The sequence below is a fragment of the Daejeonella sp. genome (genome assembly GCF_046590655.1).
GTDB lineage: Bacteria > Bacteroidota > Bacteroidia > Sphingobacteriales > Sphingobacteriaceae > Daejeonella.
This window is the reverse complement of record NZ_JBKJUM010000060.1, coordinates 1-14,315: the sequence shown is the minus strand read 5'-3', so window position 1 is coordinate 14,315 and position 14,315 is coordinate 1. Positions and strand designations below refer to the sequence as shown.

General features: G+C 42.3%; 9 protein-coding genes. 6 read left to right on the top strand and 3 right to left on the bottom strand.

Going from position 1 to position 14,315, the window contains the following annotated elements; translation table 11 throughout:
* Nucleotides 1-38: 38 nt before the first annotated feature.
* The 3 genes from ACLL8Z_RS06710 to ACLL8Z_RS06700 form a co-directional block, all read right to left on the bottom strand.
* The gene (locus ACLL8Z_RS06710) at nucleotides 39-1,592 is read right to left on the bottom strand and encodes an NAD(P)H-hydrate dehydratase (RefSeq protein WP_411273996.1); all 1,554 of its coding nucleotides are present in this window, start codon (nucleotides 1,590-1,592) and stop codon (nucleotides 39-41) included.
* A gap of 211 nt (nucleotides 1,593-1,803) precedes the next feature.
* Nucleotides 1,804-4,650: an excinuclease ABC subunit UvrA gene (uvrA, locus tag ACLL8Z_RS06705; protein WP_411273995.1), complete on the bottom strand. Its 2,847-nt coding sequence runs from the start codon at nucleotides 4,648-4,650 to the stop codon at nucleotides 1,804-1,806.
* A gap of 171 nt (nucleotides 4,651-4,821) precedes the next feature.
* Nucleotides 4,822-5,673: a lytic transglycosylase domain-containing protein gene (locus ACLL8Z_RS06700; RefSeq protein ID WP_411273994.1), complete on the bottom strand. Its 852-nt coding sequence runs from the start codon at nucleotides 5,671-5,673 to the stop codon at nucleotides 4,822-4,824.
* 195 nt (nucleotides 5,674-5,868) lie between these two features.
* On the opposite strand from ACLL8Z_RS06700, the gene ACLL8Z_RS06695 reads away from it, so the two are divergent.
* From ACLL8Z_RS06695 to ACLL8Z_RS06670, 6 genes are all read left to right on the top strand, one after another.
* On the top strand, nucleotides 5,869-7,287 hold the full coding sequence (locus tag ACLL8Z_RS06695) for a pseudouridine synthase (RefSeq protein WP_411273993.1): 1,419 nt from the start codon (nucleotides 5,869-5,871) through the stop codon (nucleotides 7,285-7,287).
* A gap of 140 nt (nucleotides 7,288-7,427) precedes the next feature.
* Complete coding sequence (locus ACLL8Z_RS06690) at nucleotides 7,428-8,195, top strand: TatD family hydrolase (RefSeq protein WP_411273992.1); 768 nt, start codon at nucleotides 7,428-7,430, stop codon at nucleotides 8,193-8,195.
* A gap of 73 nt (nucleotides 8,196-8,268) precedes the next feature.
* On the top strand, nucleotides 8,269-9,288 hold the full coding sequence (locus ACLL8Z_RS06685; RefSeq protein WP_411273991.1) for an asparaginase: 1,020 nt from the start codon (nucleotides 8,269-8,271) through the stop codon (nucleotides 9,286-9,288).
* Nucleotides 9,289-9,539: 251 nt separating this feature from the next.
* Nucleotides 9,540-11,195, top strand: a complete 1,656-nt coding sequence (locus ACLL8Z_RS06680; protein ID WP_411273990.1) for a sodium:solute symporter family transporter — start codon at nucleotides 9,540-9,542, stop codon at nucleotides 11,193-11,195.
* Nucleotides 11,196-11,270: 75 nt separating this feature from the next.
* The gene (locus ACLL8Z_RS06675) at nucleotides 11,271-13,544 is read left to right on the top strand and encodes a c-type cytochrome (RefSeq protein ID WP_411273989.1); all 2,274 of its coding nucleotides are present in this window, start codon (nucleotides 11,271-11,273) and stop codon (nucleotides 13,542-13,544) included.
* Between the two features lie 282 nt (nucleotides 13,545-13,826).
* A complete protein-coding gene (locus ACLL8Z_RS06670; protein ID WP_411273988.1) occupies nucleotides 13,827-14,177 on the top strand; it encodes a hypothetical protein in 351 nt (116 codons plus the stop codon).
* Nucleotides 14,178-14,315: the final 138 nt, after the last annotated feature.

The following is a 14,315-nucleotide window of genomic DNA, read 5'->3' as shown; positions in this document are numbered from 1 at the left end:
GCACCTTCCTTCTTGACTGCAGAGTATTGTGATCGCGATTATCCGCCATGCTGTTCCCCGCCGGCGGAGGCAGGGGGTGAATCGGTCGCAAATTGTGAACTATATTTACTTATAACAAACGGCAAGCATTCCACTAATTTTCCCGGTGGAATACTATTCATCCCCTCATTCTTCAATTCATCTCCAGCCTTTCCATGTATGAAGCACGCAATCATTGCTGCCTCTTCAGCCGGATAACCCTGAGCAAGAAAACTTACAATTATACCAGTTAGCACATCACCCATGCCGCCTACAGCCATAGCTGGGTTACCCGTGGGATTGATCAGCACATTTCCATTTGGCAGCACAATAAACGAGTATTGATTTTTCAAGAGAATTACAATGTTAAATTCTATGGCTCTCTGACGGGCTGTATCAACTCTTTCCCACCATGAATGATGTTCTCCAAACATTCGGTCAAATTCTTTCATGTGCGGTGTAAGGATACTCATAGCTGGGAGGTGCTTAAAAAGTTCCGGCTTCATAGCAAGAATATTTAAAGCATCTGCATCAAGAACGACCGGTTTGTTGTGATCGCTCAAAATGCTCCGAACTATTAGCAGAGCCTCGTCATTAGTCCCCAGTCCCGGTCCTATAGCGATTGATGAAAACTCCCGTGACATACTAATTGGTATGAAATTATTTCTTGCTATTGCCATGATCTCTGGCGAACGAATGTTTAGTGCAGTAAATCCGCTCTCCGGTATACACGCAGTTGTGAGGCCCGCGCCTGAATGTAAACAGGCATCGGCGCAAAGCAAAGCTGCACCCATTGTTTCCTGGCTTCCGCCGATAATGAGGGCATGGCCATATGTACCTTTGTGACTAAATGATTTTCTTGCTTTTAAAAGGTACTCAATATCCTCTTCGCTCACCAGCTTCCAATGGCTTGGAAGTGACTGAATATAGTCTTCATCAAGCCCGATCGTTACTACTTTAAATCTTTCAATGACTCTTCCGGATTCGGGAAAAAAGAAATTGATGTTGGGGCGCTGGAACGAAATAACGAGTCTGGCTTTTATAATTGTCGCAGAAGTTTTAATACTGCCTTCAGACGGAAAACCACTCGGAACATCAATTGATATTACCTTTTTATGTAGGCTGTTAATATGGTTGATCAGTTTTTTTAATTTACCTTCAACGGGCTTGTTCAATCCTGAGCCAAGTAAGGCATCTATTAGTACTTCAGAAGTTGCTTCGGGCAGCAGTGCGATTTCAGAAAACTCTGTTATTTGAATTTCAGTGTGTTTTAAGCGTTCAAGATTTGCAGTGAAATCCTGTGTTATCTTATCTGAAAATCTACCGATTATTACATGGACATTCTTATAACCATTTCTAAAAAGAAGTCGCGCAACAGCTAATCCATCGCCTCCATTATTACCAGTTCCGCAATAGATACTGATTGGTATGCTGTTATCAGGTACTTCATTCTCGAATGCTTTGATGAATGCATTTGATGCCGCCTCCATGAGATCGAGAGAGCTTATGGGTTTGGTTGAGATGGTGTGTGCATCTGCGTCACGGATTTGTTGGGAAGTGAGAAGGTTCTGCATAAGACTAAATTTAAGGGGCTTGCCTTCGGCAAGGTTTTTTTACCGCAGAGGTCGCAGAGTTTCACGCGGAGTACGCAGAGGCTGGGCGGATACTTTGAAATATCTACGGATAAATAAATCTAATAATCTTTATTAGCTCTACGAAAAAAACTCTGCGTCCTCTGCGAAAAAACTCTGCGCACTCTGCGTTTAAATCGTCGCTTGCTAAATGTTACTTCTCCCCCATTTCAATTCCAAGATATTTCCCCGTATGACTTTTCTTCACCTTTACTAAATCTTCCGGTAATCCTTCAAAGAGAATTTCACCACCTCCAGAACCACCTTCCGGGCCAAGATCAATTACCCAGTCGGCAACCTTAATTACATCAAGATTATGTTCAATGACAAGAATGGTATTTCCATGGTCAACAAGTCTGTTCAGGACACTCAGTAACACACTTATATCTTCAAAATGAAGGCCAGTAGTCGGTTCATCTAATATGTAGAATGTATTGCCGGTATCTTTCTTGGAAAGTTCAGTTGCAAGCTTTACCCGTTGAGCTTCACCGCCCGACAGAGTTGTGGATGACTGTCCGAGCCGGATATACCCCAGTCCAACTTCGGCCAGAGTTTTGATTTTACGGTAAATTGAAGGAATTGGTTCAAAGAATGCAACAGCATCTTCAATACTCATATCCAGCACATCGCTGATTGACTTTCCACGATAGCGAACCTCTAGTGTTTCGCGATTGTATCGTTTGCCGGCGCATTCTTCACAAGGCACCTGAACATCGGGCAGGAAGTTCATTTCTATTAATTTCATACCTGCACCCTGGCAAGTCTCACAACGGCCTCCCTTGACGTTAAATGAGAAGCGACCTGGCTTATATCCCCTTATCTTTGCCTCGGGTAGCATAACATATAGATTCCTGATATCTGAAAATACACCTGTATAGGTAGATGGATTTGAACGCGGCGTTCTTCCAATCGGTGTTTGATCGATCTCTATTACTTTATCTATATGTTCAAGTCCCTCAATCTTTTTAAACGGCATCGGTTTTTTCTTCGCCCTGAAGAAATGATGGTTAAGGATTGGGTATAATGTTTCACCAATTAGAGTTGATTTCCCGCTTCCTGAAACTCCACTAACACATATTAGTTTCCCCAATGGAAACTCCACTGAAACATTTTTCAGGTTGTTGCCGCTTACATTTTTAAGGATCAGCGATTTTCCATTCCCCTTTCTTCTTTCCTTCGGAATTGCAATCTCTCTTTTCCCGCTTATATAATCATTTGTGAGAGTATTAACTTTTGAGAACTGTTTCGGAGTACCTTCGCCTACAACTTCACCGCCGTGTTCGCCCGCTGCCGGGCCCATATCGATAACGTGATCAGCTTCCATGATCATCTCTTTATCATGTTCGACAACCAGGACAGTATTTCCTATATCCCGTAAATTCTTTAAGGCAGATATCAATCTGGCATTGTCACGCTGGTGCAGGCCAATACTTGGCTCATCGAGAATATAAAGCACGTTTACCAACTGCGATCCAATTTGAGTAGCAAGTCTGATGCGCTGTGCTTCACCGCCTGATAAGGTTTTTGCTGTGCGGTCTAAAGTCAGATAATTTAATCCAACATCCAGAAGGAAGCCAATACGCGAGCGAATCTCTTTAAGGATTTCTTTAGCAATAGTATTCTGCCGCTCAGTTAACCTTGACTCTAAATGCTCAAACCAGTGATACAGATTCGCAATATCCATACATGCCAGTTCATAAATATTCTTCTGGTCGACTTTAATATGAAGTGATTCTTTTTTTAGTCTGGCACCCCCGCACTCAGGGCATTTCTTCAGGGCGCGATAGTTTTCAAGATCCTCACCAACATCATCACCGCGACGTTCAGTCTGCTCTTCAAGCATTTTAATTATTCCATCAAATGAGATCTGGTAGTTTTGAACGTTCCATTTATTGTATTCAACCGGTACGGTTACGATTTCCTGTGAACCGTTGAGGATAATCTCGATCATGTCCTCAGGGATTTTCTCTAAAGGCGTAGACAGGGAGAAATTGTATTTTTTAGCAAGTGCTTTTAAAATCTGGAAGACCCAGGTTTCACGGTATTCGCCTAAAGGTGCAAGGCCGCCCAGCATGATGCTAAGCTTAGGATTGGGAATAACTGAATTACGGTCTACTTCGAAAATATAGCCTAATCCGCTGCAGCGTGCACAGGCCCCATATGGCGAGTTAAAAGAAAATGTATTCGGCTGAGGCTCGTCATAGGAAATACCCGAGATAGGATCCATCAAATACTTGCTGTAAAAGTATTCATTATTCTCCTTATCGCTGATCTTGATAATGCCTTTGGAAACCTTTAATGCCGACTGAATGGAGTCGTACAAACGTTTCTTGTCATTAGGATTAACCAATAGCCGGTCGATAACCATTTCGATATCATGAATCTTATATCGGTCAAGCTGCATCTTGGGGGTTATATCCAGAATTTCTCCGTCCACACGTACTTTAAGATATCCCTGCTTACGGATTTGCTCAAATAATTCCCTGTAATGTCCTTTACGCCCTTTAACAACCGGTGCAAGTATATTTATGGCTTGGTCGTCGAATTTTTCCTGAACACTTTTCAGGATTTGATCCTCCGTCATCCGCTCCATTTTTTCACCGCTTATATACGAATACGCTTCGCCTGTACGAGCAAAAAGCAATCGCATGAAGTCATATATTTCAGTTATAGTACCTACGGTTGAGCGTGGATTTTTGCTGGTTGTTTTTTGTTCGATGGCAATTACCGGGCTCAATCCAGAAATCTTGTCCACGTCAGGCCGCTCCATCCCGCCAAGAAACTGGCGCGAATAAGCACTAAAAGTTTCCATGTAACGACGCTGTCCTTCAGCATAAATTGTGTCGAAAGCCAGAGAAGATTTTCCGCTGCCGCTTAGTCCGGTTATGACAACCAGTTTATTGCGCGGAAATGAAACATCGATGTTTTTTAAATTATGAACCCTGGCACCAAAAACTTCAACTTCACTTTGCTCTCCAAGGTCGGGATTAGATTTATTCATATATAGAATACTCGCTCAAAAATTTATGCAAAGATGCGATTTTTTCTTCCATCGTTTATTTACTGGGGGTCAGAAAAACTTGCGGATCGGAAGGATATATTCAGTTGAAAAACTGGATTAAACAGAAAAGGACCTGATTGCTCCGGTCCTTTCTTTTAAATCTATAAATGGTTAATTTATGAGCAATTCGTTAGTTCCGGGCGCATTCCCTTTAGCTACAGGATAGGGAAAAGCGGGCTGCTTCTTTGTGTCAGCCTTGGCAAGTAATCTGCTCGCCTTGTTGGTATAGCCGTAACGTGTGGGATTCTCAATAATTTCTTTCATGGAAATAAGCTTATATACATAGGAAGCTGTCTCCCGGTTGAGTTTCATTTTGAAATAGTTGTCCTGCTTCTGTCTGTTGATCTGACGTTTCAGGCTTCCTTCGCCGATGTTATAGGCAGCTGCTGCCAGCGTCCAGCTGTCGAATTCACGATATAAGGCCTTTATGTATTTTGCAGCCGCAACTGTGGATTTCCGCATGTTATTTCGGTCATCAATGTCTTCGTTCACTTGTAGTCCGAAATCGCGAGCCGTCTGAGGCATAAATTGCCAGAAGCCAGCTGCCCCTTTCGGCGATATCCCAGCCTTCAAACCACTCTCGACAAGAGGCATATATTTAAAATCTTCAGGGATGCCATACTTAGCTAATATTGGTTCGATAATAGGAAACCATTTTGAAGCATGGCCATGTAGTCTTGCAGTCTGAAGTTTGCTATGTGAATGTGCCTTCAGCGACTTCTTCATTTTCGACGTTATACGCGAATCTCCCAAGGGGATATTTTCGTCAGCGAAGCTTAGGGAATTGTAATAATTGTCAACGGCAATATTAACTTTTTTCGGGTTTTCGCGAATATGAATGAGTGTTTTAAGTGAAGACGGAGCACTGTAATTAAACATCTTGGCGGTGAGAAATATACTTAACATTACTGCACACATTATCAAGTGTTTCCTGATCATTTTTACCTCTCTTTTTAGTTTCAAATATGATAATTTTCGACAAAGATATAAAATATATATCTAATTATCAAATAGTTATAATTTCACCCTTGTTAAAGACGTCTTTTGAGTTTAGTTTTCTGAGTTTATTGGCAGGGGTATTATTTGCGGCCTAAACACGCTAATTTCCTTATTTTTGACTATATTTGTCGTCCTCTTTTAAGAGCTAAAAAGTCAATCATGCCATTTAAAAACAAAAGGAACAGTCGCGACGACAAATCCGAAAAATCTGCCAGGTCGTTTAAATCTGCCCCAGGTTCTGCTTCAAAAAGTAACTCTTTCAAATCAGACAGAACCGAAGGTAGTAACAGCACCAAGAAGAAATTGTTTGGGGATGATCCTGAAAAGCCGTTCAAAGGCGGATTTAAGAAATCGGACGATAAATCAGGGTCAGGCTTTTCATCAGATAGAAGGAGCCCGAAAAGCTTCAGCAAATCAGCTGGAAATACAGACCGCCCTGAGAGAAAGCCTTATTCCGAGCGCGCTCAGGGAGACAAAAAGCCATTTTCAGACCGTAAGGAAGGTGAACGCAGGCCATACGGCGATAGGCCATCTGGCGATAGATCATTTGGTGATAGAAAACCATCAGGCGACAGATCGTTTAGCGATAGGAAAGCATTCGGCGATAGATCTCAAAGCGAAAGAAAATCATTTTCAGATAGAAATGAATCTTCAGGAAGAACATCAGCTGGTCGCGACAGTAAATTTGGCGACAAGAACGCACCTGCTAAAAGATTTAATGATAAACCATTCAGATCCCGCTCAACAGAGCCTTCTACTCCTGTTGAACGCCCTAAATACAGGAGCGACGACAAAAAATGGAGCTCGGAAGAACGCTTCGTTAATAAAAGAAGTAAGAAACCTCTCGTAGAAAAAGAAGACGGGTTGATCCGCCTGAACAGGTTCATTGCAAATGCAGGTATCTGTTCCCGCCGAAAGGCCGATGAATTGATTGCTGCAGGTGTGGTTTCAGTAAATGGTGAACCAGTAACTGAGCTTGGATTTAAAGTAGATCCCGCGAAAGATCTTATTCGTTATAACGGAGAAAGCCTCAAACGTGAAAAGATGGTTTATGTTTTGCTCAATAAGCCAAAGGATTATATAACCACGACCGATGATCCGCAGGAGCGTAAAACGGTGATGGGCTTAGTAGAGAAAGCATCAAAAGAACGTATTTATCCCGTAGGGCGCCTCGACCGTAACACGACCGGGCTCTTGTTAATGACTAACGATGGCGACCTTGCAGATAAGCTATCTCACCCAAAAAATAATATCACGAAGCTTTATAATGTTGAGCTGAACAAAAGTCTTTCGCAAGGAGATTTAAATAAAATCTCTTTTGGAATTGAACTTGAGGATGGATTAATCAAGCCAGACCAGGTTAGTTATGTTGCAGGCGGGAGTAAAAAGGAAGTAGGGATACAAATCCATAGCGGTAAGAATCGGGTTGTTCGCCGGATTTTCGAAAGTCTTGGTTATGAAGTTGTAAAGCTCGACCGTGTAGTATATTCTAACCTCACAAAAAAGGACCTTCCGCGCGGTCGATGGAGGTACCTGGAAGATAAAGAGATAATTCAGTTGAAACACCTGATAAAGTAAGTCTAGAATCAGGAACCAAGAACCCATTATACTGCTACCCAATAATATTCACATTTCATCGGAAATTTAACTTTGAATAAGCATCTGTCTTGATTCTTGGTTCCTGGGTTAAATTCATCCCTTTTTTATTATTTTGCCACATGATCTTGACCGATACCCACACCCATTTATATTACGAAGCCGATCCGGAAAAGCTTGCACAACTAATGCAGCGATGTTTTGACAATAATATTAAAAGACTATTTCTTCCGAATGTAGATTCCTCATCAATCCCACAAATAGTTAACTTAGCCAGGCTTTATCCGGAAAACTGTTTTCCAATGCTTGGACTACATCCCTGCGACGTGAAGGTGAATTATCAGGATGAATTGATCCTTATCCGCCAGGAAAAAGACAAAGCCAGAATTTACGCTATAGGCGAGATTGGTATTGATCTTCATTGGGACAAAACAACACTGGCTTTGCAGCAAGACGCTTTCAGACAGCAGATCGGTTGGGCAATAGAATTAGATCTTCCAATCGTGATTCATTGCCGGGAAGCATTTGAAGAGATTTTCGAAATCCTTACAGAGTTTAGGAGTGATAAATTGAGAGGTATATTTCATTGCTTTACCGGTACTGCCGAACAGGCGGCCAGAGTAATTGAGATAGATTTTTATCTGGGCATAGGCGGGGTTCTGACCTATAAGAATTCAGGTCTTGATCAATCTATTGCAGAGGTAAGTCTTGATCATATTGTTCTGGAGACCGATTCACCTTACCTGACGCCGGCTCCGTTTCGCGGCAAGCCGAATGAAAGCAGTTATTTAATTTACATTGCCCAAAAGCTCGCTGATCTCAAGCAGGTATCCATTGAAGAAGTGGCCCGTATCACCACCCTAAATTCAAAAACAATTTTCGGCATTTAGTAAGACGCTGGTTTCCACTTTCGCCTCTCACCTTTCAATTATCTATATTTACATTCCCCAACCAATTATTCGAATGACTAATGTATTGATAATTTACACCGGTGGAACTATCGGTATGGTCACCGACCCAAAAACCGGTGTGCTTGTTCCTTTCGACTTCGATCAGATAACCGATAATGTACCGGAACTTAAAAGGCTCGACTATAACTTCAAAGTTTATTCCTTTGACCCACTCATAGATTCATCAAATATGAGCCCGGAGATCTATATGGCACTGGTTTCCTTAATCCAAAAAAATTATGAGAAGTATGATGGATTCGTGATACTTCATGGCTCTGATACTATGTCATTTACTGCATCGGCATTAAGTTTTATGATTGAAAACCTCGACAAGCCCATCATTTTAACCGGCTCTCAACTTCCGGTTAACGGGATCAGGACAGATGCCAAAGAAAACCTGATTACGGCCCTGGAAATTGCGGCTGCCAAAAAGAAAGGTAAAGCGGTCGTGCCGGAGGTTTGCATCTATTTTGACTACCAATTATTTCGAGGTAACCGCTCGTTTAAATATAATTCAGATAAATTTGAGGCTTTTAGGTCTCCTAATTTTCCAGTACTTGCAGAAGCTGGTGTTTACCTTCAGTTTAACAAGAACGACATTTTGAAGCCAGGAAATGTTCCCGTGAAATTCCATAAAAAGCTGGATAGTGAAATTGGTGTGCTGAAACTCTATCCGGGAATTAGCCCTCATATTGTGAAGGCTGCCTTATTTTCGGACTGTAAAGCCATAATCATGGAAACTTTTGGTTCGGGGAACACATCAACAGCAAAGTGGTTTCTTGACCTGATTAGAATTGCAATTAGCGAGGGTAAACTAATCCTGAATATTTCTCAATGCAAAGTAGGTAGTGTGGAGCTTGGCCGTTATGAAACCAGCCGGCAACTTAAGGAGATGGGAGTGGTTAGTGGTTATGATATGACGTTTGAAGCCGCAGTCACCAAGTTGATGTTCCTTTTCGGAAATATTAAAAACAAAAAAAAGATCGCAGAATTACTGGAAACGAATTTAAGGGGGGAGATGACACTTGGTTAGTATCAAGTATCAGGTATCAGGTATCAGGTATCAAGTATTAAGTAAGAGAGCAAAGAACAAGGAGCAAAGACAGGGATTGCTGCTTCATATCGCAAGCGTCTTTTTAGTATTTTATCGGGATATGTAAAATAAACGGGTCTGTAGAAGCTTATTAAGTTCGTGCGCTTTCCCAAATTCTTTCCCCCGGATTTTTGCTCCTTGCTCTTTTTTTCTTTTTTTTTTATTAGGTTTAACTAACCAATCCATCTCAGATGCAAACTCCAGATTACATTGTATTTTTTATTTACTTCATTATTGTAAGTGCCTACGGTCTGTACGTTTACAATCGCAAAAAGCATGAGGATTCGAAAGATTATTTCCTGGCCAAAGATTCTCTGACCTGGTGGGCAATCGGAGCATCTCTAATCGCGTCAAATATATCGGCGGAACAGTTCATCGGAATGAGCGGGTCGGGTTTCAATATGGGTCTTGCCATAGCTGCATATGAGTGGCTTGCTGCGGCAACCCTGATAATTGTCGCCGTCTTTTTTATCCCAATTTATTTAAAGAATAAGATCTACACCATGCCTCAGTTTCTTCAAACGAGGTATAACGATACAGTAGCAATGATCATGGCCGTTTTTTGGCTTTTGCTTTACGTTGTTGTGAACCTGACATCGATTCTATTTCTGGGTGCGCTGGCTATAAGCAGTATTTCCGGCCTCGACCTGGGCTTTTGCATGGTCGCGCTCGCGGTATTTGCTGTCGTTATTACCCTTGGGGGGATGAATGTAATCGGTTATACCGACGTTATACAGGTGGTATTTTTAATACTTGGCGGATTAGTGACAACCTATCTGGCGTTGGATCTTGTAGCCCAGCATTATGGTTCTGCTGGTCCTCTCAATGGCTTCAGACTATTGACGGAGAACTCTGCTGACCATTTTAAAATGATCTTTAAAAAGGATGATCCCTATTTTATTGATCTTCCCGGTCTGACCGTTCTTGTAGGAGGTATGTGGATTGTGAACCTGAATTATTGGGGATGTAACCAATACATCACGCAGCGTGCCCTTGGAGCAGATCTGCAAACAGCCAGAAGCGGGCTCCTATTTGCTGCATTTCTTAAATTGCTGATGCCGGTTATAGTGGTTTTGCCAGGTATCGCAGCATTTGTCCTTTATAAAGAGGGGGTATTCCAATCCGAAATGATGCTCAATGGGGAAGTGGTAGCCGACCGAGCCTATCCGGTATTGCTTAATTTGCTCCCGGTAGGTTTGAAGGGTTTGTCATTTGCCGCGCTTACTGCAGCAGTAGTTGCATCCCTTGCGGGGAAGGCCAATAGTATCGCCACCATTTTTACCCTTGATATTTATAAAAAGAAATTGAACCCTGCTGCAGATGAGAAAAAACAAGTGCAGGTTGGCAGATGGGTTATTATTATTTCAATGTTACTCGCGGTAGCAATTGCACCCTATTTGGGAATTGATAAAAAAGGGGGTTTTCAATTCATACAGGAGTATACCGGATTTGTGTCACCCGGTATTTTTGCGACGTTTATCCTGGGCTTCTTTTGGAAAAAAACGACATCAAATGCTGCTTTATTCGCTATTATAGGCGGATTCATCCTCTCCTGCCTTTTCAAAGCTTCACCAAATTATATTAATCTGGAGTTCCTGCATTCATCCGGTTTCGCAGTGCTTAACGCGGACGGTGTTTATGAAATACCGTTCATAGACCGTATGGGATTTGTATTCCTGATCTGTGTAATTGCAATGTATTTTATTAGCATGTATGACAACCGCAATGGCGTTAAACCGAATGGTCTCGAAGTAGATAAGAGCATGTTTAAAACCTCACCGGCCTTTACTGTCGGAGCACTTATCGTGTTTGGAATAATTGTAGCATTGTACAGTATTTATTGGTAGATCCTGGAATCTCTGATTGTTATGATGAATATGAACTTCCATTAATTTTGTGCTTGGTTTCTAAATTTTGACACGATGAAAAAAAACAACCGGGTACTGCTATCGGGATTATTGTTAGGTGCTATGCTGATATACGCCTGCACAACAGCCCAAAAATCGCTCTACCTTAATTCCAATCCTGCGCGGCTCTTTAACCCTAACCCATCTCCGGAATACTTGTCACCTGAAGAAAGTATGAAAAGGTTTAATCTGCCTAAAGGCTATCACCTGGAACTGGTGGCTAATGAGCCTATGGTTAAGGAACCGGTTGCAATTACCTGGGATGGCAATGCGCGAATGTATGTGGCAGAAATGCTTACTTACATGCAGGATGCGGATGCAATAGGTGAACGTCTACCTACAAGCCGGATTGTGATGCTTGAAGATACCAATAATGATGGCAGAATGGATAAGCGATCAGTTTTTATTGATAACCTGATGCTCCCCAGGATGATGCTCTCGGTGAATAATGAGCTTTTGGTTAATGAAACCAATACCATAACTGTGGCCGCGTATCGTGACACTAATGGCGACGGCAAAGCTGATCAAAAGCGAATAGTTTATGAGAATTTAAAGTATTCTGCTAACGATGCGAATATGGAGCATCAGCGCAGCGGCCTGGACTGGAATCTGGATAATTGGATATATATGACTTATGAGCCAATACGATTCAGGTTTACGGATGGTATTTTAAAGGCTGATACTATGATTAACGGTGCTGGCGGTCAGTGGGGACTTACACATGACAACTATGGCCGGCTGTTCTACTCTTCAGCAGGGGGCGAAGTGCCGATACAGCGGTTCCAGATCAACCCAAATTATGGATCTCTTGATTTTAAAGATCAATATGATCCGGAGTTTGTTGGTGTGTGGCCCGTCATTTCCACTCCCGATGTGCAGGGAGGATTGCCAAGATTACGCCCCGATAGTACGCTTAATCATTTCACCGCATCATGCGGACAGTCTATTTTTCGTGGGAATGCCCTTCCAGCAGATCTGATTGGTGATTATCTCGTATGCGATCCTGTCGGACGTATTATCCGAAGGGCTAAGCTCAGCAATGTGAAAGGTAAAACTGTTACTAAGAACGCCTATCACCAGCAGGAATTTATCGCATCAACTGACATGAATTTTCGCCCTGTAAACACGTATACCGGACCTGACGGAAATCTTTACATAGTAGATATGCATAGGGGCATTATTCAGCAAGGTAATTGGACCAAACCCGGCTCTTTTCTTAGAAAAGTTATCGACCGGATGGGTTTGGCCAAAAATATTGGTCATGGTCGGATATATCGTCTGGTTCATGATGGCTATAAATCTGCACCCAAGCCCCGGATGCTCGATGAGACTCCTTCCCGATTAGTCCGACATCTTGATCATCCCAACGGTTGGTGGCGTGACAATGCGCAGAAACAAATCATTGTTCTCGGCGACAAATCTGTGGTGCCTGTGCTTAAGCAAATTGTTATGGGCAATCGTGCGGGCTTGTCTGCAAAGCCATCACATCTCGCCAGAATTCATGCCCTTTGGACTCTCGAAGGCTTAAATTCGATCGATAGAGACCTATTACTTACAGCCCTGGATGATAGTGAAGCGCAGGTAAGAAGGGCGGCGGTCTGGATGAGCGAGGAATTTATCAAATCTAACGACCAGCAGCTGCTGAGAAAACTGGCAAGTCTTACTTCAGACCCAAGTTATGATGTTCGTAGTCAGCTGTTACTTTCCCTGTCTTATAATCAGGAAAGTATGGCCAAGGAAATTTCCCGGAAACTGATTAGCGAAAATCAGGATAATGAGATGATCGCAGCAATTCCTGGTGTATTTCAAAGAACAGAAAATATCAAGGTGTATGGCAGCAGGTTGGGGTCACTTGCCATTGCGGATCGCGAACGGGTTATGAAAGGAGCTGCGATCTACAGATCGCTTTGTGCAAGCTGCCATGGTGCCGATGCAAAAGGTCTTACAAGTCAGGTAGCTCCTCCCTTATTGGGATCAAAGCGACTTGCCGGGGACAAGAGTACGGCTATACGCATACTTCTCCACGGCTTATCCGGGCCGGTTGATGGGAAAACATATCCCGGCGACCTGATGCCGGCAATGGGCGCTAATAGTGATGACTGGCTTGCTGAAGTATTAAGCTACGCCCGATTTGAATTTGGACGGGGTCCCCGAAATGGCCCTTCGCCTTTTATAACACCCCTTGAAGTTTCAAAAGTAAGGAGTGAATCTGGTGATCGCACTACATCCTGGAGGCTTTCAGAATTAGAAAAGCTGGTTCCTGATCCTGCAAAGCCGCAGGGGAAATAAATTAGTCGGATATTGATTTTTATCAAACTGTTGTAGAAACAATCAAAATGTACTAACTTTCTTTTTTTAAAAATCTTACTATTAAACCATCATGATTTTGCCAAACCCACGGGGGCATGAGTATTAAAATCATGATAGCCCTGCCTACAGGCAGGCAGGTTCATCACCTTTAAAAAACAAATTATATACAGATGAAACCATCATGATTTTGCCAAACCCACAGGGGCATGAATATTAAAATCATGATAGCTTCATCACCTTTAAAAAACAAATAATATACAGATGAAAAAATCAGTAACACTAATCAGTTTTCTTCTCGTGTTTGTTGTAGTATGCCTGGCAGCCGATCTCACTGGCACCTATAAAGGATCCGTTATTTTTCAGGAAAGAAAGCTCGATTTAACTTTTAAGCTGAAGGCCGAAGGCGAAAAATTAACCGGTTCCATAAATTCAGAATATGGAGAAATACCTCTTTTAGATGGGCAAATCAATGGTCAGGACTTTACCTACAAAATTGACATCGGCAATGGTCCAATGGAATCAAAAGGAAAGTTTATGACAGATTCGATTGAGATCACGTCAAATTTTGGCGGAACAGAGGTTAAAAACATGTTCAAAAGGATAGCGGAATAAATTAAAACGCTGAGGCACGCCAATGGCTCTTATTTTGTAACCCTCCAGCTGCTTTTCCGTATACAAATGGTTGCCTTTAATAACTCAGCCATAGTAACTTACGGGGAGCATGAAATCCTTTTCTCGAATCTTAGTTTG